Genomic DNA, 21,991 nt, shown 5'->3' with positions numbered 1-21,991 from the left:
GATTTGGTGCAAATTCAGGACACAGGGCTTGGTCTGCAGGCAGACAGCCCCCATAAACAGGGATAATTGGGTTAGTAACTGACTGGTAGTAAACCGTATGTGTGATTTCATGACTAAAGACCAACTGGCCTTTTACAAGGGGCAGATCGAGCGTCAGATCCTCGAACTCGAAGATCGCCTCAACTCCCAGGCCAGCCAGGCCATCGCCACCGATACCAACGAGATGGCTGATGAAATTGACCGTGCCAGTATCGAGGAAGCCCGTCGTCTGGAGCTGAACCGCATCGAGCATGACAAGTTGCACCTGCGCAAGCTGCAGGGTGCGTTAAGGCGTATCAACGAAGGGGATTTTGGTTACTGCGAATCTTGCGGTGACGAGATTTCTCTCAAGCGGCTGCAGGCTCGTCCCGAGTCCCGCTTCTGCGTTGAATGCCAGAGTACCAAGGAATTCAACGACACTCATGTGTACCGTCGCGTTGCCTGATTCTTCTGTTAGACTCCGGGCAAGTCCCGGATTCTACAGGAGAGCAGAGAGTGAAATGGTTCCTCAGACTGTGCTTGTGTCTGCCGTTGCTGGCACAAGCACAGACCCTCACGGTCAAGGTTCCCAGCCGACCAATCAACGATCTCGATAAGGAATATCAGCTCAAACTGCTGGAACTGGCGCTGACACATGCCGGACAGCCGTTTCGCATCGAGCAGGTCGAGCTCAACCTCAACCAGTACAGCCTGCAGCAACAGCTGAGCAAGGGAAAGACCATCAATGTATTCTGGATGGGTACCTCCAGCGCACTAGAATCCTCCCTCATTGCCGTCCCGATCCCGCTGTTTCGCGGTCTGGAAGGCCTGCGCCTCTCCTTTATCCACAGCGACGCTCAGGAGAAGTTCAACCAGATCAATTCGCTGGCCGATCTCAAGCAATTGAAAGCGGCACAAGGTGTGGGCTGGGCTGACAACAAGATCCTGGAAAACGCCGGCATCCCGACTTATTCCGGTCGCTACAGCACGCTGTTTCGTCTCATCAACGACGGCGACAAGCTCGATTTCTTCCCGCGCAGTCTGGTGGAGATCTTTGCCGAGCGCAGCGAACTGGTGGCGCAATACCCCAATCTGGTCATCGATCAGCGCCTGCTGATCCGCTATCCCTTTGCCGAGTTCTTTTTCGTCAGCCCCGAGTACCCCAAGCTGGCCAAGGCGATCCAGGCAGGGCTGGAACGGGCCTATGCCGATGGCAGCTTCATGACCTTCTTCCGTGAGAATCCCAAGATCCGTGAAGCCCTCGCCAGCGCCAATCTGGAGAAACGGGTCACCATTCAGCTCCCCAACCCGGACATGACCCCCTTGCTCAACAGTATTCCAGCCCAATATTGGGAGTATCCTCCGCGGTAACAGTGTTCGAACTGCATGCGCTTTGAGCGGCACTGGCATCACCGCCGGGATTATCCCCAGCCCATCAGGGACCGGGGGCAGACAGCCCTCTGAGGCAAGCGGGGTCGTGGCAGCCAGAGTGCCGGGATCGCGCCCTGCCTGCTGCTGACAACCCAAGGAAACCATATGCGAAACATGAATACAGGCCTGCTGCTGGCGGGCTGTCTGATGGCAATGCCGGCCCTGGCAGACAAGGCCGACCCCATAGGGGAGGTGAGTACCGCCTTCAAACTGTTCGGCCCCAACCACAAGATCCTGGTGGAAGCGTTCGATGACCCCAAAATCGCCGGCATTGCCTGCTACCTGGCACGCCCCAAAACCGGCGGCGTCAAAGGCGGGCTGGGACTGGCGGAAGATCCCTCTCACGCCTCGCTTTCCTGCCATCAGACTGGCCCCATCTCACTGCCTGCCAAGCTCAAAGCAGGGGAGGAGGTGTTCGATGTCAGCATCTCACTGGTGTTCAAGGAGCAGAAAGTGGTGCGTTTTTACGACGAAAAGCGCAATGCGCTGGTTTATCTGACCTACAGCACCAAATTGGTAGATGGTTCGTATAAAAGCGCAGTGAGTGCGGTTCCCATCATGCCATGGAGCTGAATCGGCCCTATTTATCCCGTGATGACGGTCCACATTTGTTGTAATTTAACTACATCATTATTTGCGGAGAGCACACCATGAAAGTCGCCGTTTTCAGTACCAAGAGCTACGACAAGGAACACTTCAATCAGGCCAACAGCCAGTACGGCTATGAGCTGGAGTTCTTCGACGTACGGCTGGAGGCCAAGACAGCCCGGTTGGCCCACGGCTTCCCCGTGGTGTGCCTGTTCGTCAATGACGACGCCGACCGGGAAGTGCTGACCGAGCTGGCCGCCAACGGCACCAAGGTCATCGCCCTGCGCTGTGCCGGTTACAACAATGTGGATCTGGCTGCCGCCAAGGAGCTGGGGCTGAAAGTGGTACGGGTCCCCGCCTACTCCCCCGAAGCCGTTGCCGAACATGCGGTGGGGCTGATGATGACCCTCAACCGCCGCATTCATAAAGCCTATCAGCGCACCCGCGATGCCAACTTCTCGCTGGAGGGGCTGGTCGGCTTCAATATGCATGGCCGCACCGCCGGCATTATCGGCACCGGCAAGATCGGCATCGCCACCCTGCGCATCCTCAAGGGCTTTGGCATGCGTCTGCTGGTAAGCGATCCCTACCCGAGTCAGGCGGCCATCGACTTGGGTGCCGAGTACGTGGATCTCGACACCCTGTTCCGCCAGTCCGATGTCATCAGCCTGCACTGCCCCTTGTTCAAGGAGAACTATCACCTGCTGAACAAGGAGGCGTTCGCCAAGATGAAGGATGGCGTGATGATCATCAACACCAGCCGCGGCGGTCTGCTCGACTCCAACGCCGCCATAGAGGCGCTCAAGACCGCCCGTATCGGTGCCCTGGGGCTGGACGTCTATGAGGAAGAGGAAGACCTCTTCTTCTCCGACAAGTCCAATGAGGTGATCACCGATGACGTGTTCCGTCGTCTGTCGGCCTGCCACAACGTGCTGTTTACCGGCCATCAGGCCTTCCTGACCCGCGAAGCGCTGCACGCCATCGCCGATACCACCCTCGGCAACCTCAAGGCCATAGAGAGCCGAGGCCATAGCGACAACGAGGTGGAGTAATCCTCTCGCACCCGTAGCCATGAACGACAGAGGGAGCCATTCCCTCTGTGTTCCACACAGACATGCTCCCCCTTATGTATTTTCCCCTGCGACCTCAATATCCGGGGCGTCGGGTTGTGAGACCCGACGTCATCGGGTAGGCTACCTGCCCTTTTTTATTCAGGAGTCTGGCTGCCCATGTTTATCGGATTTGATTACGGTACTTCCAACTGTGCCGTCGCCGTGATGGAACAAGGCAGCCCCAGGCTGCTGACTCTGGGCGGTTCCCGCTATCTCCCCTCCACGCTGCACGCGCCCCACAGAGACGCCATCGCCGGCCTACTGGCCGAAGGGCTGGCACCGGCCCAGCAGGCCGAATACCTCAAGCTGCGCGGCCCTGTGGTTACCCGTGCCCAGGCGGTACGCCGCCAGATGCGGGAAGAGGGGTTGATCGACGAACTCAGCTTCGGCGCTGCGGCGCTGGAGCGCTATCTGGAGGAGCCGGACGATGGCTATTACATCAAGTCGCCGAAATCCTTCCTCGGCGCCTACGGCCTCAAGGCTCCCCAGATCGCCCTGTTCGAAGACATCGTCTGCGCCATGATGCTGCACGTACGCCGCGAGGCGGAGCAGCAGCTTGGCACTCAGGTGCGCCGCGCCGTGATAGGTCGACCGGTCAACTTTCAGGGGCTGGCAGGGGAAGAGAGCAACAGGCAGGCCATCGCCATCCTGACCGAGGCGGCCCGTCTGGCCGGGTTCGAGCAGGTGGAGTTCCTCTATGAACCCGTGGCGGCCGGTTTCGAGTTCGAGGCGCGGCTGGATGAAGACGCCGTCGTGCTAGTGGTGGATATCGGCGGCGGCACCACAGACTGCTCCATGCTGCGCATGGGCCCGAGCCATCGCGACCAGCTGGATCGCAGCGGCGATCTGCTCGGCCACAGCGGCCAGCGCATCGGCGGCAATGACTTCGATATCAGGCTGACAGTGGAAGGCATGATGCCGCTGCTCGGCATGCACGAAACCCTCAAGACAGGTAAACCGCTGCCTCACCCGCTGTTCTGGGATGCCGCCGCCATCAACGACGTCAGCGCCCAGGGCCGTTTCTACAGCCTGGATACCGCGCGTCAGCTGCAGGATCTGCAGCTCGACAGCCTGCCGGGCAGCAAACTGGGACGGCTGGCCAATCTGCGCGCTCACAAACTGAGCCACCAGCTGGTATGGCGTGCCGAGCAGGGCAAAATCGCCCTCTCGGAGCAGGAGCTGAATCGCCAATCCCTGAGTGAACTGGAGAAGGGGCTGGAAGCCGAGCTCAATCGTGAACAGCTGGCCAGCGCCTCTGCCCTGCTGCTGGAGAAGATTGGCGAGCTGATGGACGAAGCCATTACCAATGCAGGAGTGCAGCCGGACCGCATCTTCGTCACTGGCGGCAGCGCCCGTTCGCCGCTGATCGCCGCCTTTATTCGTCAGAAGTTGCCCACGATTCCGCTTGAGGGGGGCGATGACTTTGGCTCGGTGGCGGCAGGGCTTGCTCGTTATGCCGAGCGCCTGTTTGCTGGCTGACCATGACACCGCCAGTCAGCATCCGCCAGAAGCTGCCTGCCACGCCTCTTGAAGGGGGCGATGACTTCGGTTCCATTGCGGCAGGACTCGCTCGTTATGCCGCACGTCTGTTCGCTGACTGAGGCCCGCAGTTCCACCTCACGGAGACAGAGGCGATAAGTGTTCTTATCGCCTGTTCAGCATCGAACGCATCCCGATCACGGCAAGGTGTTGCCATTTAACGACACAGGGCTGACTCACAGGACGACAGAAGCAGTCGGGGTCGGCTCCCCTCACCCTGCCCCGGGGACGGCGCAGGAGGTATGCTTGTCGCTCCCACTACCGGAGCCCTTCCATGCCCAGATTCCTGCTACTGCTGCTTGCCCTGTTCCTGCTCAGCGCCTGCAGCAGTACCCCCTCGTTCGTTCAGCAAGACTTGCAGCATCATCACTGGGTGCTCGACAAGCTGGATGGCCAGGCCATTGCGGCCTCCCGCGACAATCCGCCCGATTTCGAGATAGGTGAACACTTCACCGTCAACGGTATCGCTGGTTGCAACCGCTACTTCGGCCAGGGCCACCTAGAGGGCGACAGATTCTGGGTTACCAGCCTCGGCAGTACCGAAATGGCCTGTCAGGCTCCTCTCGACGCCATAGAGCAGGCAGTCATCACCACACTGCTCGAAGGCGCCACCCTGAGCGGCACCACCCAGACCTTGATCCTGAAGGGGAAACAGCACAGTTTGGAATACACCTTGCGTGACTGGGTGCTATAAGCGCGGTTGTCTGCCGGCGTAAAACTGACTCAATTGCGGTCGGAACTGCACAGCAACAGACCCTCGTGCTCACGAAACCGGCATCACAAACAGGAACAAGTGTCCCGCCTGTGGCACAATATGAGGCAGTGCTCGCAATGGAGGCTGCCTCAGCCATGTCGATGGATCGTCTGTTTGACAAGATCAAACAACTCCCTACTATTCCGCAGCTGCTGCATGAGTTGATGCAGAGTTTCAGCGATGAAAATGCCCGTATCGACCAGATAGCGGGCAAGATCGCCATGGACCAGGTGATCAGCGTCAAGGTGCTGCGGATGGCCAACTCGGCCGCCCTGCGCCGTGGCAATGATGTCACCTCCATCGAGCAGGCGGTGATCCGCCTCGGTTTCAACCGGTTGCGCTCCGTGGTAGTCGCCTCCGGCATCATAGGCACCTTCAAGGCCCCCCCCAGCTTCGACAAGAACAAGTTCTGGACCGAGACCTTCCAGGTTGCCACTATCGCCAAGACCCTGGCCCAGGAGGCCAAGGTGCTGGATCCCGAGACCGCCTTTACCTGTGCCCTGATCCACAACATAGGTGAGCTGCTTATCCAGAGCACACTGCCGGAAGAGGCCGAGCTCATCAATATGGCGATCCAGAAGGGGAGCAGCCGGGTAGAGGCCCAACGGGAGATGCTGGGGTACGACTATGCCCAGCTCGGTGCCGAACTGGCGCGGCGCTGGAACCTGTCGGAAGCCTTCGTCGATGCAATCTCCCAGCAGCTGGATCCCCTCTCCCACGATCCGGTCAGCAAGGAGGCGGTGCTGATCCGGCTCGCCGTCTTCATCTCCTTCGCCTGGAATGCGGGCGTGCCCGCCCAGGCCATCATTGCCCGTTTCCCCAAGCCGCTTGCCGACCAGCTGGGACTGGATCCCAAATCGCTGGCAGGCCAGCTCGAAACGCTTCACGAACAGGGTAATGCCCTCGCCGACCTTCTGACTCAATAAGCACTCATGACCCATCCATTTCTGTTTCATCCCCAGGTGGCGCCCTGGTTCAAAGAGAGCGCCGACAGCTTGCAACTCACCCTGTTCAGCGAGCTGGATGCCCCGATCCGGGAGGTGTGGCTGCGCCACGAACCTGACAACGAAGAGTACCTGCTGGCGATGACGCCAGTCTCGACCCGGGACAGATTGCAGGTGTGGCAAGTCACATTGCCACTGATCAAAGGGCAGGATATCCATCTCTACTGCTTCAAATGCCTGACCGATGAGGAGCAGTGGTGGTTGCACGGCGCTGGCGTCAGCTCGGCCATGCCGCCTCGGGAGCAGCACTTTCGTTTCAACAGCCTGCACCAGCCGCCAGCCTGGGTGCAGGATCAGGTGTTCTACCAGATCTTTCCCGACCGCTTTTGCAACGGCGATCCGGCCCTGAGCGTGAAGCATCATGAATACGAGTACAGAGGCAAGGCGGTGATCAGCAAGGGGTGGGGTGAGCCGGTCAGCCGTCACGAAGAGGGACTCGGCGCCTGTGAGTTTTACGGCGGGGACCTGGCGGGGATAGATGCCAAGCTGCACTATCTGCAATCTCTCGGGGTCACGGCGCTCTACCTCAACCCCATCTTCGATTCGCCGAGCAACCACAAGTACGATACCCAGGACTACTTCAAGGTCGATGCCCACCTCGGCAGCAATGCACAGTTCGCCGAGCTGACCCGCAACCTGCACCAGCGCGGCATGAAGATCATTCTGGATGCAGTGGTCAACCACACCTCGACCGAGCACCCCTGGTTTTGCCCGCCACAGGGTGCCCAGAGCAACCCGGACTCACCGTGGCGCAGCTTCTACACCTTTGACAACGAAGGTGACTATGTCAGCTGGAAGGGGATCCGCAGCCTGCCCAAGCTCGACTTCTCCAGCGAGCAGGTACAGGACGCTATCTATCGCGCCGACGACGCCATACTGCGCTACTGGATGCGGGCACCCTACCAGATAGACGGCTGGCGCTTTGACGTCATCCACATGCTGGGGGAGCGTGGTACCGCTGAAGGCAATCGCGGCCATGTGCGTGCCATTCGCGGCGCCGTGAAGCAGGAAAACCCGGATGCCTATGTGCTCGGCGAGCACTTCTTCGAGGCAAGCCAGTGGCTGCAGGGGGATCAGGAGGATGGCGCCATGAACTACTATGGTTTCGCCCACCCGATCCGCGCCTTCCTGGCCGGGCAGGACATTGCCTATCACCCCATCAAGATCAGCGCCGAGGAGCTGGACAGCTGGCTCAAGCTGGCACGAGCTCATATCCCGTTCAAGAACCAGCTGGCCCAGTTCAACCTGCTGGACAGCCACGATACCGCCCGCTTTCTCCATCTGCTGGGAGAGGACAAGCAGCGGATGCAGCTGGCCGCCACCCTGCTGCTCACCTATATCGGCGTGCCATCCATCTACTACGGCGACGAAGTCGGCCTCTCCGGTGGCAAGGACCCGGATTGCCGCCGCTGCTTCCCGTGGGAGACCACGGCCTGGGACCACGTGCTGCACGATCACTACCGCCGGCTGATCCAGATCCGCAAGCAGCGGCCTGCTCTGCGACGTGGCGATATCCAGACCCTTTATGCCGGCCCTCACAGCTATGTGTTCGCCCGCACCCTGCAAAGCGATCAAGTGGTGGTCGCCTGCAACCGTCATCCGACCGAGCCGCGCACCATCAGCCTGCCCTTGTGGCAGACCGCCAGCCCCGCCAGCCGCTTCACCGATGCCTTCAACGGTGACAAGTACGAAGTGGTACAGGGGCAGGTACAAGTGACCATACCCGCCAACTCGGCCAGAGTGCTGCTCTCCAGCTAAGCGTCAAAAAAGCGGAACCGGATGTTCCGCTTTTTGTTAAAGCATCAGAGATCGCATAAAGTTGTTTGAGCTGGGTTGGATTTCTCTATGAATCATCTAGTTACTTCACTCATAGTGGAATAAAACTGGCATCATACAAAACTGCTTCCAGCCCTTTTCGGCTAAACTGGTTCCAGGCACATATATTGCTTGCCTCTTGGCATCACTAGCGAGAATCCGTCATGTTCGACAATAAAACCCTATTGATTACCGGCGGCACTGGCTCGTTTGGCAAGATGCTGGTCAAGACAGTGCTGGAACGCTATAAGCCGAAGCGGCTCATCATCTACTCCCGCGACGAACTGAAGCAGTTCGAGATGCAACAGGTGTTCAACGACCCCTGCATGCGCTATTTCATCGGGGATGTGAGGGATGCCAACCGGCTGAACATGGCGATGCGCGGCGTCGATTACGTCGTGCACGCGGCCGCGCTCAAGCAGGTCCCCGCCGCTGAATACAACCCCATGGAGTGCATCAAGACCAACATTCATGGGGCGGAGAACGTCATTCAGGCCGCCTTGCTCAATCAGGTCAAGAAGGTGATTGCCCTCTCCACCGACAAGGCTGCCAACCCGATCAACCTGTATGGCGCCACCAAGCTGGCTTCCGACAAGCTGTTCGTGGCGGCCAACAACATTGCAGGCCAGGATCCGACCCGCTTCGCGGTGGTGCGCTATGGCAATGTGGTGGGTTCACGCGGCTCAGTGGTGCCCTTCTTCCAAAAACGAATAGACCAGGGTGCCAGCACACTGCCCATCACCCATGCCGAGATGACCCGTTTCTGGATCACCCTGCAGCAAGGAGTGGATTTTGTGATGAACAACTTCCCGAGGATGAAGGGCGGCGAGATCTTCGTGCCCAAGCTGCCCTCGGTACGGATCACCGACCTGGCTACCGCCATGGCGCCCCAGCTGGCCCAGGAAATTATCGGTATTCGCCCCGGTGAGAAGTTGCATGAGGTGATGTGCCCTTCCGACGACTCCTACCACACCTTCGAGTTCGACGACTTCTTCATCATCGGCCCCACCATCAATTTCAATAATCGCAACAATGACTTCTCAGTCACAGCTGCAGGCGAGAAGGGGGTCATGGTCGAACAGGGTTTCGAATATAACTCCCGCAACAACAGCGACTTCCTGACGCTGGCCCAGCTAAAAGAGTTGAATGACAAGGTGGTAATGGAATGATCCCGTACGGCAGACAGTCGATCAGCGAGGCGGATATCGAGGCCGTGGTCGAGGTGCTTAGGTCGGACTTTCTGACACAGGGCCCGGTCGTTCCTCGCTTCGAGCAAGCAGTCGCCGATTACTGTGGCGCACGCTTTGGCGTCGCCGTGAACTCGGGCACGGCCGCTCTGCACATCGCTTGTCTGGCTCTGGGTGTTGGCCAGGGGGACTGGGTCTGGACCTCCCCCATCAGCTTTGTAGCCTCGGCGAACTGCGCACTTTATTGCGGTGCTCAGGTCGACTTCGTCGACATAGAGCCGGATACCGGCAACATGTGCGCACTGGAGCTGGAGCGCAAACTGATTGTCGCCAAGGCGCAAGGACGCCTGCCCAAGGTAGTGATCCCGGTGCACTTCGCGGGCTTGCCCTGCGATATGAAAGAGATCCATCGTCTGGGCCGGGAGTACGGTTTTCGCATCATAGAAGATGCCTGCCACGCCCTCGGCGCCCGCTATCACGGCGAACCGACCGGCAATGGCCGCTACAGCGACATCACAGTCTTCAGCTTCCATCCGGTGAAAATCATCACCACCGGCGAAGGCGGCATGGCCATGACCAATGACCCAGCCTTGGCCAAAACCATGCGCATGCTGCGCAGCCACGGCATCACCCGTGAACCGGAAGATTTCATCAACGAACCGGACGGTCCCTGGTACTACGAGCAACAGATGCTGGGTTTCAATTACCGGATGACAGATATCCAGGCGGCGTTGGGGTTGAGCCAGATGAGCAATCTTGACGCCTGGATCGCCAAGCGCAGTGAGATTGCCCGTCGTTACTTTGAAACGCTGGCCCCTGAACTCTTGCCCCGTTACTTCAGCCCAGAACGGCGCAGCGCCTTTCATCTCTATGTGCACCATGTTGCGCCAGAGCATCGCCAGAAGGTGTTCCAGCGACTACGCGAGAATGGTGTAGGTGCCAATGTCCACTATATGCCGATCTACAAACAGCCTTGGTACCAAAAGTGGGCCCATACACCCAGGCCCTACTCTGAACAGTTCTACGTCGGTTGCATCACGCTACCGTTGTTTCCAAACTTAATCCCGAAAGATATGGAATATGTTATCAAAGCAATTCTTGGCAATTAATCAATCCATTTACCATGTCGAATGGCAGTTATCTCTTTTTCGACATTGTTAACTATATACCGATCAAGATTAAATAATAATGAGTAAAAATTTGGGTCTTTTACTGTTCTGTGCAAATTATCACCATGCAAATCTTTAGACCCTGCAAGCCGAGTTGAAATGTTCAGCAGAAGAACACCATTTGGAGATAACACTCTATTTAATTCGGATGACAAATTAAGAATATCATCAAGTTCAAGATGCTCCACCACATCACAGCAAGTAATTAAATCAAAAAAATTATCAGGAAAAGGGATTTTGTGATCTTGCAATAAAAATAGTTTTTTCGACTCAATCCCCCTTTCCTTGGCTATATCTAAGGCAACCTTACTTACATCCACCCCATAAGAATCCTTTCCGAATAACTTGGATCCTAATAGACCAACTACAAACCCTACCCCACAACCATAATCGAGGTGTTTTTCACCCGCAACCCGAATAATATCAGAATGTTCGATAACAATTCTATATCCGGGGCTAAACTCTGCTTTAAGATAATCGGAATTGGAAAGAAAGACATTATTATAAATTTCTTGATAAAGTGAATAACTCATAATTAATTCCTTTTTTTCGATTTATTTAATCACATACCAAGTTGGATATTCACAATAAGGAATTGGCTCATGACACTCAATCAAATTAAGTGTGAGTGATTTTTCCTTAATAAAATCATCCACCACAGAAACAACTTTTGGCCAATCTGAGTGATAGTCATCGCCAGCAAAAATCCCACCAACTCTCAACTTTGGGAACCAATCATACAATGTTTTTCCTTCTTCCTCTCCTGTATGAGCATAGCCATCAACATATATAAAATCAAAGTATTCATCAGGGAACATGTCTAGCGCTTCATCGAATCTCATTTTTAAGAGGGAATATTTTTCCCTATATTTATTCAGCCTCATAAAAGCTGACTTATATTGGTTAATATCATGACCTCGGTCGCCTGCATACATGTCAACACCGTACAAGAAAGAGACATGATCAAGCTGCATTATTCTTTCTGAAAAGATACCTTCTGCGACCCCTAGCTCAATACCAACACCATCCTTTCGAGTATGGTAAATAACACTTTCACGTTTAGGTACATTCATAATCTATGACACTCCCTTAATAAAGGCTGACTCAAGCTTGTTTTTATATGCATTACGACCATAATCTGGAGCAATTCTCAGGTAATAATCTGTTATTTTATCTAATTCACATTGTTGTTCATTAGTAATTGGGGAACCACCTTCTTTAAGACATCTAATGAAAAAATAAGAAAACGAACTTGTATAGCTTACATTACTTTTAATAAAAGAAGCATTGTTTAAATAAAGTTCAATGTCTACATCCATAATGTTATCTATTCTTTCTATCCGAGTAAGCTCGGGATATAGAATACTATCTTTCCCTATAACCTCATTATAATTAAACGCCACGAATGGAATATTATTGCGAGCAGCATCGTACAATAGCGTAGAGTATGTTGACAGAAGTAAATCGCAGTTTACTAAAATCTGGTCGATAGAAGTATCCAGAAGTCCGGTTATAACATCATCAATCAGAATGACATTTAACAACCCAGCTGCGACCCTCAATGAATAGTCTTCTGGGTGAGGGCGAATAAAAAATAATGTATCAGGATTCTTCACGCTTAAATTAGTTATAAAATCATTGACATCTTTCACACTGACACTATGTGCTCCAGCCCAGTGAAAATTGGTGGCGATCATCACTCGATGTGCAAATTTAGATACCCAGCAACCAAATTTTTTTGTTAAGAACTTTGCTTCTACCTTATAAACCGGCCTTACATTTCCAGCAGGAAATACCTTTGAACGAATTACACTGTGGGCGCGTTCAATTATCTCATTCGCAGCAGGTTCACTCCAAGCCAGTGTATACTCAGTCATGGTTGTAAACACATCAGGTAATGTGATGCCATGTTGTAGAGTGATTGTGACCACGTGTAACTCCCGCGCTTTGACAATGAGCCTTGAGCAGGATAGGTGCATAGGTGATAATGGGCCAAGAGTGGATGTTAGCAATATACTACCGGCATTCATAATATTCACATCAAAGTCGCGTAGGAATGAATTTTTGATAGCATGATTTTTGATAAACTTATTAACTATGATAAGATGATGAAATGTCAGATTATCATCATTTATTATCACATGTAAATTTTCATAACCTATTCGAACAACTAAGCCACGTAGAAATGCCAAATCTTGAAAAAAGTGAACAATGTAAAAAAAAGAGCATTGAGAGCCTCTTTTAAAGAGGCCATTCAAGCCATATTTTCCTTTGTCACTTAGTCGTGAAAGTGCAATTCTATCTTGCTTTTTATAAGATATCTTTGCTGCTATAAATTTCGGTTTGGCAATACTATTATTATCGTGACAGGCATTGATGTTCCTCCAGTGTGTGGCGATTAAATCATAGCGCTTGTCGGTATAAACAAGTTCAACCTCAACAGACTCGGTATCTATAATCTTTAGCCCAAATGAGTCGAGCATCTCAAACCAGCCATCTTCACTCGCAGTCGTATTATACTGAGATAAAAATGATGGTCCAACCTGAAAAACGACAATACTCGAGTCAACATCATCCAGTAGTGTTGAAATAGCAGAAGGAAGCTCTTCCTCAGAGTATTTATTAAGAAACCATCTTTGTTGCTGACTAAACCATGACTTAAAAAGATTGTTAGTGCGATTGAATTTAACATGCTGAATCGAGGCTATCTCGCTGTACAGGTGTTCAATAAAATCATTAAAACAAGATTTGAAGTCTAATCCCAATGAGGAAGCAGCAACTTTGGTCATAAGTAGACACCTATTACTGGTGAAATTATTTTCGACAACACCATCGAATTAGCTTTTGCGATATAGTATCTACAGCCATTATAAGTGGTTCCTAGAAAGCCATAACTAGTTACCATTTGTCCTTCTCGCCATAATGCCCGTCTAATAATGCCGTAATTCACTCTTCTCAACTTGTCCATTTTTCTGAGCGACACTTCCATCTCATGATTAATGATGATGTGCTTTGCTTCACCATTGACATCATCAACTCTACGAGAGGAATAGATAATTGATACTTCTTGGCGTGATGGATGGCTAAGAACCCGATTAATTCTTTCCAGAATATCTGTAATGTCATATGCGATTGGTTCTTTAAAAAAATCAAAAACAAGTAATTGCTCACAATTCATTTTCAATATGACTGATGGTATATTTGAAGAATACTCTGAGAGTGACTCACTATTATCTGGCTCTAGAATTTTTTCAATAAAATGCCAATGCCTTAATACTGCTGAATGGCTAACAAGACACGAAGCTCTATATGCAGATCCCATCAGGCCATATGCCCGATAAAGATGAGGAGCAGGGTTAACTCTGTTATAATTTGATAAATAAACAAAGCCACTAATGTAATTTACATCCGGATAGATTCCAGAGAGCACCTCTGAAATGGTACCATATAGCCCGGAGTCAACAATTATTGCATTGCTGTTGGTTGCTGATATAAAATGCTGTGATAGAAATTCTTTTTGTCTAGTTAAGTAATTAGAAATGGAATTGCTAGTTTCATTATTGGCATCAGCAGTAAGCCAACGTTTAACCGAGCTAGGACTAACTAATACATCAAGTATATTGCTATCGAATGAGGACAAATACTTTTCAACATTTATTTCACTTTGTTTCCCTAATAGCTTATCAATCAAATACCTTATTGTTTTATTTTTAAAAACAATAGAGCAGATATGCCCTCCCCACATCCAGTTTTCTGATAAAGCCGCTTTAATAACGACAATTCTTGATACTGGAAAGTCATATAAATCATAATTTGGAGTTATCTTATTAACTTCTAAAAACTGCCTAAATAGAACATTTAATATTATTCCGGCTCTACGACAAAAATATAACCTCGTTTTTGCTGTCATTGAGTACATCGTTGCTAATGCGTGCAACCGATGGCAGAATTCGTAAAAATAAGGTCCCATTGTATCACGATACAGCTCTTCAGAATTCATTATTATATTCACTCCCATAACGAGGAATATCAATAAATGCACTTTCCTTTTTATCCTTCAAAGCGAGGTAGTAGCAGATGTCATGACTGTATTTTTCCAGAGATAAACCACCCTCACGTTTAATCGCCCATAAATACATTTCGGGATGAATGAGTGACAGAGGGTTATTTGTCTTCTGGCTCACATCTAGACCAATTTCTTCGCAGGCGCCCCCCTTACGAACAAACAGCATGATATTTTGCTTATACCAAAAATTGACACCAGGCATATTCCAGATCGCAGGTCTGATAATGTCAAAACAATCAAAACCGAAACGGATGAAATGCTCATTCCAGTAAGAAGGCCAATTTTCACTTTGGTGGCCGGTACCACCTTGATACGGAATAGCAGCAGAGAAAAGGATCACATCACTATGACAAGTCAAATTGCTTATAAGTGTTGCGTGGCTTTCAATCGGAAGATGTTCCGCCACCTCTAGTGAGAGAGCTAAACTGAATTTTCTGCCCAGTTCAATTTTCTGACCAACATTCTCTTCCAACCAGAAACGATCAGGAATCATCAACATTTTTTTGGCGGAAGATGACCCATCAACACCGATAACATCTTCAACCCCGAGATAATGAGCAGCAGCTAGCCACGAACCAGTACCACATCCTATATCCAGAATTGAGTCTGGCTTTTTTATCATATCGAAGAGACAGGACAACACTTTAACCCCAGAGCGATAAGATGCCGATGCCTGATCCTGATAAAAACCTTTATTGTAAACATTTGAATTATCCATTGTACTTTCCCTTCAGTAGGATATGGCCCAACATCTTCATTATTTGTTCTTTATAATAAAAAAATGTTGATCTAGGTGTTAACGTGGCTTTGACTTTATTTGCTTGTGCATTCACATAGTCACTATTATAGTTATCACCGAGATGGTGTATGTTAGCTGTCGAGACACCATATCTATTTGCTAACCAAGAGAATGCATCACCACGATGCTTTGATACTCCGGCTTCACTACTCATAAATATTTCATAGTTGAACTTCACACCTTTACATTTTAAAAGTTCACGCATAATGGCTGAAGATAAATACATATCGCTAAATAATACTATTCTTTTTCCTCTCGCCTCTTGTTTTAGTAGCTCATCTGCAAGTTCAACATTTAAACTCAACAAATTCGACTCAACTATTATTTCTGCTTCTAATAAAAGATCTTTATCTATTTCTGGATCAATAAGAATAGATTGCTGGATTTCGTAAACTTTATCAATAGAGGGTTCGGGAATGATTTTTTTTTCATACAAGTCATACAACCAACGATGTGATTTATATCTCGAATAAAAAATTCTATCTACATTTGATTTTTTGCTTTTACTCAGTTCACTTATTTTCTTTGCAATCAAATAAAAGCGAACTTCTTCAGAGGTTCCATCACGTAACAGCAATGTATCGAAAATATCGACTGATATGATTAGGATATCGTCACCATCATCAATTTTATATTTCATCAACTTGATGCCACCCTCGATATAGAGTTATACCACGTCAATCTGAGGTAGCTTACTTTTGACAAAATCAATTATCTCATCACGGTAAGCAAATGACGCAATAACAATTAAATTAATATTGGCTTTGTCCATATCGTCAGGGTTTCTAACCTCAATACAATTTAGCCTCGAAATTTCCTTCCAAGAGCGGTCATAATAAGCGATAGGATTAAGCCCTGCTGAAATTAGCACTCTTGAAATTCTAGCCCCCATTGCTCCCGCACCATAAATAGCAAAACTATGTTTATATAGACTCACGGTTGAAAGCAGTGACACTATATAGTCGTCCGAAAATACATTTTCATTAAAATTCAGAAACAACCTATAGTCTATCATGGCTTGTTTTGGCCATGGTTGCACAGACAAACAAGGCATATTTTTCTCGGCAGAAAGCATGGCTACAATTTTTTTACAGCATTCATGTTTTGACAGCGCATTAACTAGTATAGTTAAACAACTAGCCTCGAAATTTATTTTTAAATATGAAATTCTTTTTTCCAACAATCCCGATAACTCGCTCAACCCCCCACGAAATTTATTTGGTGTGACGTTCAGAATATTACAATAACTGGCCAGTAATGAATGCATTCTTTCTGAAGAAAGAAATTTATTTTGTATCAAATATCTCTCAACATTAAAATGCCATACAGCAGCGCGTGTTTTATCCATGCGATCTTGCATCGTCGACATAGAACCCTCTCGACGATAATAAATTACGCCTATCGAATGATGAGTAATCAGATGTGCTCCCTGCATGACGATTCGTAAAAGCAAGTCATAATCTTCATGACCGCCATCTACTCTGACGTCTTGAGAAAAACCACCACAGGCCCGTACTTCATTAGTCCAATATAGATAAATATGTGGAGGGCCAATGTTCACTATTAATAATGCAGACAAAGCATCACCAAACGCAGGGATAATATCAACTTCTTTTTCCGTATTTTCGTTTATCTCACGAAAACCAATACAACCTATTGAATTCCCCGATGTCATCATAGCTACTTGATTAGCAACACATTCAGGTAATAATTCATCATCGGCATCGAGAAACTTAATATAATCGCCTTTTGCCATCTTTAATCCAGCATTACGTGCTGCTGATAACCCTTGATTCTTTTGTCTTAAAATATGGATTGGGAAATCATATTCTTCATGTTCTATTTTTATCGCAGGCTCACTTCCATCATCCACAATGATTACTTCAATGGCATCATATGTTTGGCGTTGCACCGAGATTAATGCGCGAGAGAGCAAGTGCCCCTGTTGATAACAGGGGATAACAATTGTCACTAGTTTACTTTTTATATTTTTCATTGAAATTTCTCAGATTTTAATCTCATGTCTGGTCATACATTTTCACAGTTGATTGCAATGTCATTATTCAGTAAGAAAGCCATTTAAACGCAGCCTTTATAAGTGAATATCTCAACCATAGGCGAGGTATCATTACAGGTCGACTTGATCGAATTCACTATTTCAGTGCAAAATGCTCTCGATGCTACACTGTAAGTTTTTAACTTTAAATTTGATGCCTCTGACAACGAAATCACCTTGATACCATTCATATATAAAGAACTACGCTCGGCACGTCGATCGATAATGTGGGTCACGCGAATACCATGCAGTGTTAGTAGTTCATGAACTCGCAGCCCCAAATCCCCAGCTCCGTAAAGTGCTGTTTCATCTTTGTTTTTTTCTTGCAGGAGCTGTAGCAACATGGGGGCCACCTTCTCATCATCCTGATAGGTGGCCAATTCCCCGCAAAGCTGTAATTGATCCGGGAAAGCAAGAGCAACAATACCTGGGTACCAGAAGCTGGTCTGAATAATTGGATTAACACCATCCAATAAAAGTTGGTATGCCTGCACCCCTGAACCGACAATCTCTTTGAGCAATAAGGCATCGCACGGTGACACCAGGGGGATACTTTCCCCAGAAGTCAGAGGGAGGGGTAAACTGGCCAATACGCAGGCCTCTTGCCACATCGGATAAAGAATGAGGCGATAGAGGATGGCAACAAAGTAATGCCGTTCAGATATTGATGGTTCCTGTTCAAGCCAACTGGTTTCTGCAGCAAGTTTCCCCCAGTCGAGAATCGTCTTGATGAATTCATCTAGGTAAGCATCATGCCGGATAGATTCATCAGGCCGCTGTACACTGACACGCGTGATTATTCCCTCATTAACCTGCTGATATGCCCGAGTGGAATAGAGAGAACCATTGAGCAGGATCTCGCTTATTTCCGGATAAGCGGCCAGCTGCTGCGCCCACTCCTTGCATGCGGCCGACTGAAATACATGCAATTTTTGCATTAGGGCTACCCGGTTTGCACGCTGACTGGCATAGAACATGAAGTAGTTGACATCATCGAGTCCTGCTACCAAATGGAGGTTTTGTAACAGGCTCCCGCCACAGCCCCAATCCAGAATGGCTACCTCTGGTGCGTTTTTTACTCCTTGCTGCGAAAGATATTGCAGCAGCCACTGCCGCTGTTGCTGTAGGTACACAATAATAAGAGGCTGGGCAGTTGTCAGCCAGCTCAGCACCTCATGCCAGTGTGTAGTTTGTACCAAATCGGACAAGGTGTGAAATCCGAGTGGAATCCAATCAACCGGACACTCAAGCCCTAGATCCTCCAGCAGTTCAGCCAGTGTATATCCCCGGCGCTGACTGAGCTGATTCACAAGATCCATCGACCAATCACGGCTAGGCAGGAAAGTGGAGCGACGGGAAATGGCTAGCGTCTTGACACTAAGATCGTGTCCGGGAATTTGCTGAACAAGACGCGCGATGACATCGCCTTCGCGCAATAGACAGAACAGTGTTCTAATCCCCTGTTGCTGGCATCTTGCTACTACCCAACGCGCAAAGGCATACAGTACAGGGGCATAGACACGACTGGCTAATCTGGACATGACCGAGCCATCACTGTGCCAGCGCCATTGCCGCCGTAACCGCTCCAATCCAGGGATCGTGCAACGAAACAAGCGTTGCTCGTACTTTAATTGCGCAAGTAAATCATCCCCTAATCCAACATGGCAGACGCTTAGCCCCGATGCCTTTGCCATCTGCAAGTCGGTAATCTTGTCATCACCGATGTGCAACACCGACGCTGGCAGCCAGTTTTGCTCCGCAAGCAGACACTGATACAGGCGGCCATCCTGTTTGCTGGCCTGATATTCGCTGGAAACATAGATCTTATGCAACAAGAGCTGGGGAGCCTTAGCACTGAAGAAGCACTGCAACAAGCTTGCTGGCAGATACATATCGGAAAGCAGTACGATCGGTATATCGTTGTGCTGCTGACTGGCCAACCAAGCGACTAGTACCGGATTAAGCCACCAGTTGTCGTATTCCATCTGCTGCTCTAACTGCGACAACTGCTCACCCTGCGAACTCGGCCAACAGGCATAAATGTGCTCCAGCCGTACCTCTCGGTGACCTTCACGCTGCATCATAAAACGCCGTGCCATCGCTTCAGCCTCTCTACGGTATTCCACAAAAGCGTCAGGATCGTCATTGTGTAGAAGACCCAGCTGGTAGGCCTGCTCTCCCAGCTGATACCAGAGTTGCTCGACGGTTCCGGCTTGACGGAAGATCAAGGTATCGAAGACGTCACATGAAATAGCCCGTATCGGTTGCGCGTCTAGAGCATCATTCAAGTCAGATAGATAATTCCCCACATTTATCCCCCTCTTATCGACTGAACCAGAAACGCTGGAAATGTTGTAGCGCATTATCTACAGCATCATCCATATCAAAGTAACGATATTCAGCAAGACGGCCCAAAGCTATCAGCTGCGGAAACTCGGCCAATTCATTGCGGCAGGCCTGATAATTCTGTTTGGCCACGTCGGTAAACAGCGGGTAGTAAGGCTCCAGCCCCTGCTCTGGCACATAGGCACAGGGATATTCATAAACGATGCTGGTGCCGGGATGTTGCTGCCCGGTCAGATGCTTGAATTCGGTGATGCGAGTATAGGCCTCTTCATTCGGGTAATTGACCGTGGTCACCGGCTGAAATTGGGCTTGCGGCAGATGACAGTGCTCAAAGCGCAGCGAGCGATACGGCAGACCATAGTGATCCTCCGGTATCAGCTGATCCAGCATGCCGGTATAGACCAAGGGTCCGGCAAAAGGCACGCCATCCAGCAGTATCCGTTTCTGTTGCCAATCCAGACAAACATGGGATCCCATGGGGGTGGAGAGCCTGACCTCAATCAAGGGGTTCGCCAACATGCGCTCAAACATGGCGGTGTAACCCTGCTCGGGCACCGCCTGCCAGGGATCGATGAAGTAACGGTCATCACGATTGACGACGACCGGCACTCGCGCAGTGACCTCGGGCGAGACCTGCTCTGCTGATACACCCCACTGCTTGCTGGTGTAGTTGACGAAGGCACGCTCATAGATGAACTGGGCCAGCTCAGCCAGCAGGGGCTCAGCTTCCTGCCGCAGCGCCATGATGGGCACCCTGGCCCCGTCACCGAATCGACTGCGCAGGGCCGCAATCATGACCACGGCCTTCTCGGCCGGGAAGCAACGCTCTATGCTGGTCAGGTTGAACGGGATGGGCACCAACTGACCATCGATCCGTGACAGCACACGATGCTCGTAAGGCCGCCAGGCGGTAAACTGCGACAGGTAATCCCAAACTTCCCGCTTGTCGGTATGAAACAGGTGCGGTCCATAGCGATGGATCAGCACCCCATGCTCGTCATACTCATCGAAGCAGTTGCCACCTATGTGGTCGCGCTGTTCCAGCAACAGCACCTTCCAGCCAAGCTGGCTGGCCATTCGCTCCGCCATGACGGCGCCGGACAGCCCGGCTCCGATGACAATCGCCTGATAACTCACGCTGCATCTCCAAACAGTTGTTGCACGACGCCGGCCGGATTGGTGCGCCCCTCCCACGCCAGCTGGTGCCGCTCGTCGAAAAACCAGCCCGGTGCCAGCGTGGCCACCTCGCTCACCGACTGCTCAAGCAGGTTGAGAAAACGGGCGTAGTCTCCCTGCCGCAAGAAATAGAGCGCGGCAGAGTAGTAGTGATGGGCACGCCCCTGGGCAATGGTCACAGGATCGGCGCCAAAGTCACCGGCATTGTCACAAGCCCGCAGCAGGTCGCGCAGCGACTGCTCACGACGCTCGGCCGATTTACGGGTCTGCCCGCCAAAGCTCTGGGTGTGGAAGCGATAGCGCCCCAGCAGCTCGGGGATAAAGTCGAGGGTTCCCGGGTTGAGAGAGAGATTCAGAATATGCCAGGGGTAATCGAGGATGATCTTGCACCCCTCGTCGATGGCATTTTCCATCCCCTCATAACGCCGAAACATGATGGAGCTGGCATTGACGAATACCCCGAAGCGGATCAAGGCCTCTCGCGTCATCACGGGTTCTAGATAGCGAGCATTGTAATAATCGCGGGTGAAGAGTTTGATCCGTGCCCCTGTCTCATCATCGAACATCTCGGCTTCGTGGTAGCAGAGGGTGCAACCCGGGTGTGCATCCAGATAATCGACCTGGCGCTGCAGCTTGTCCGGCAGGGCCAGATCATCCCCATCCACATAGGCGAGATAGTCACCCCTTGCCTCTGCAAGCAGCCGTTTCTGGGTCTTGGCCAGCCCCATGTTCTGTTCGTTCTGCAGAATGCGCAGTGTCGGCCACTGCCGCGCCAGCCGCTGCAAGATGGCCCAGGAGTCATCATTCGAGCCGTCGTCGATGGCGATCACCTCAAACTCGAAATCCGTTTGCTGCTCGAGCAGGCTGAGCAGGCAGGGTTCGATGAAGCGCGCCAGATTGTAGACAGGCACCAATACGCTGACTTTCATAG

20 protein-coding genes are annotated in these 21,991 nt (G+C 50.7%); 10 read left to right on the top strand and 10 right to left on the bottom strand.

From position 1 onward, the window contains the following. The first annotated feature begins 97 nt into the window (after positions 1-97). The 10 genes from GWQ29_RS10270 to pseC all read left to right on the top strand — a co-directional run bounded on the left by GWQ29_RS10270 (position 98) and on the right by pseC (position 10,557). Positions 98-484: a TraR/DksA C4-type zinc finger protein gene (locus tag GWQ29_RS10270; protein ID WP_005318322.1), complete on the top strand. Its 387-nt coding sequence runs from the start codon at positions 98-100 to the stop codon at positions 482-484. A gap of 50 nt (positions 485-534) precedes the next feature. After that, positions 535-1,389 carry a hypothetical protein gene (locus tag GWQ29_RS10265; protein WP_271773843.1) on the top strand — a complete coding sequence of 285 codons (855 nt, stop codon included), beginning with the start codon at positions 535-537 and terminating at the stop codon, positions 1,387-1,389. A 174-nt stretch (positions 1,390-1,563) separates the two neighbouring features. Beyond that, complete coding sequence (locus GWQ29_RS10260) at positions 1,564-2,022, top strand: CreA family protein (protein ID WP_275919411.1); 459 nt, start codon at positions 1,564-1,566, stop codon at positions 2,020-2,022. A gap of 77 nt (positions 2,023-2,099) precedes the next feature. Then, complete coding sequence (locus GWQ29_RS10255) at positions 2,100-3,089, top strand: 2-hydroxyacid dehydrogenase (RefSeq protein ID WP_159167252.1); 990 nt, start codon at positions 2,100-2,102, stop codon at positions 3,087-3,089. A 177-nt stretch (positions 3,090-3,266) separates the two neighbouring features. Beyond that, positions 3,267-4,628, top strand: coding sequence for a molecular chaperone (gene yegD, locus GWQ29_RS10250; protein ID WP_059111859.1), 1,362 nt, complete (start codon positions 3,267-3,269; stop codon positions 4,626-4,628). A 334-nt stretch (positions 4,629-4,962) separates the two neighbouring features. Further along, entirely contained in the window at positions 4,963-5,382 is a 420-nt protein-coding gene (locus tag GWQ29_RS10245) for an META domain-containing protein (protein WP_058395143.1), read from the top strand. A 137-nt stretch (positions 5,383-5,519) separates the two neighbouring features. Next, positions 5,520-6,368 (top strand): HDOD domain-containing protein, encoded by an 849-nt coding sequence (locus GWQ29_RS10240; RefSeq protein ID WP_005318309.1) that lies wholly within the window; start codon positions 5,520-5,522, stop codon positions 6,366-6,368. A gap of 6 nt (positions 6,369-6,374) precedes the next feature. Next, complete coding sequence (gene malZ, locus GWQ29_RS10235; RefSeq protein WP_275919365.1) at positions 6,375-8,204, top strand: maltodextrin glucosidase; 1,830 nt, start codon at positions 6,375-6,377, stop codon at positions 8,202-8,204. Positions 8,205-8,425: 221 nt separating this feature from the next. Further along, positions 8,426-9,430, top strand: coding sequence for a UDP-N-acetylglucosamine 4,6-dehydratase (inverting) (gene pseB, locus GWQ29_RS10230; protein ID WP_275919364.1), 1,005 nt, complete (start codon positions 8,426-8,428; stop codon positions 9,428-9,430). Beyond that, positions 9,427-10,557, top strand: a complete 1,131-nt coding sequence (gene pseC / locus GWQ29_RS10225) for a UDP-4-amino-4,6-dideoxy-N-acetyl-beta-L-altrosamine transaminase (protein WP_275919363.1) — start codon at positions 9,427-9,429, stop codon at positions 10,555-10,557. Before pseB ends, pseC begins: the two co-directional genes overlap by 4 nt. Here the strand turns inward: pseC and GWQ29_RS10220 are convergent. The 10 genes from GWQ29_RS10220 to GWQ29_RS10175 form a co-directional block, all read right to left on the bottom strand. Next, entirely contained in the window at positions 10,554-11,150 is a 597-nt protein-coding gene (locus GWQ29_RS10220) for a class I SAM-dependent methyltransferase (RefSeq protein WP_275909134.1), read from the bottom strand. The two genes, pseC and GWQ29_RS10220, sit on opposite strands and share 4 nt — an antisense overlap. Positions 11,151-11,171: 21 nt before the next feature. Beyond that, positions 11,172-11,690 carry a class I SAM-dependent methyltransferase gene (locus GWQ29_RS10215; protein WP_275919362.1) on the bottom strand — a complete coding sequence of 173 codons (519 nt, stop codon included), beginning with the start codon at positions 11,688-11,690 and terminating at the stop codon, positions 11,172-11,174. 3 nt (positions 11,691-11,693) lie between these two features. Then, a complete protein-coding gene (locus GWQ29_RS10210) occupies positions 11,694-13,406 on the bottom strand; it encodes a hypothetical protein (RefSeq protein WP_275919361.1) in 1,713 nt (570 codons plus the stop codon). Then, a complete protein-coding gene (locus tag GWQ29_RS10205; RefSeq protein WP_275919360.1) occupies positions 13,403-14,617 on the bottom strand; it encodes a hypothetical protein in 1,215 nt (404 codons plus the stop codon). The genes GWQ29_RS10210 and GWQ29_RS10205 overlap by 4 nt, the downstream gene beginning before the upstream one ends. Then, entirely contained in the window at positions 14,607-15,401 is a 795-nt protein-coding gene (locus GWQ29_RS10200) for a methyltransferase domain-containing protein (RefSeq protein WP_275919359.1), read from the bottom strand. The genes GWQ29_RS10205 and GWQ29_RS10200 overlap by 11 nt, the downstream gene beginning before the upstream one ends. Next, entirely contained in the window at positions 15,394-16,122 is a 729-nt protein-coding gene (locus GWQ29_RS10195) for an HAD-IA family hydrolase (RefSeq protein ID WP_275919358.1), read from the bottom strand. Before GWQ29_RS10195 ends, GWQ29_RS10200 begins: the two co-directional genes overlap by 8 nt. A 27-nt stretch (positions 16,123-16,149) precedes the next feature. Further along, complete coding sequence (locus GWQ29_RS10190) at positions 16,150-17,478, bottom strand: glycosyltransferase family 2 protein (RefSeq protein WP_275919357.1); 1,329 nt, start codon at positions 17,476-17,478, stop codon at positions 16,150-16,152. Between the two features lie 83 nt (positions 17,479-17,561). Next, complete coding sequence (locus GWQ29_RS10185; RefSeq protein WP_275919356.1) at positions 17,562-19,901, bottom strand: hypothetical protein; 2,340 nt, start codon at positions 19,899-19,901, stop codon at positions 17,562-17,564. After that, positions 19,861-21,021, bottom strand: a complete 1,161-nt coding sequence (glf, locus tag GWQ29_RS10180) for a UDP-galactopyranose mutase (protein WP_275919355.1) — start codon at positions 21,019-21,021, stop codon at positions 19,861-19,863. The genes GWQ29_RS10185 and glf overlap by 41 nt, the downstream gene beginning before the upstream one ends. Beyond that, positions 21,018-21,989: a glycosyltransferase gene (locus tag GWQ29_RS10175; RefSeq protein WP_275919354.1), complete on the bottom strand. Its 972-nt coding sequence runs from the start codon at positions 21,987-21,989 to the stop codon at positions 21,018-21,020. The genes glf and GWQ29_RS10175 overlap by 4 nt, the downstream gene beginning before the upstream one ends. Positions 21,990-21,991: the final 2 nt, after the last annotated feature.

Origin of the sequence: Aeromonas sp. 2HA2 (assembly GCF_029237345.1) — a bacterium.
GTDB lineage: Bacteria > Pseudomonadota > Gammaproteobacteria > Enterobacterales > Aeromonadaceae > Aeromonas > Aeromonas salmonicida.
This window is presented reverse-complemented; position numbering and strand designations above follow the sequence as displayed.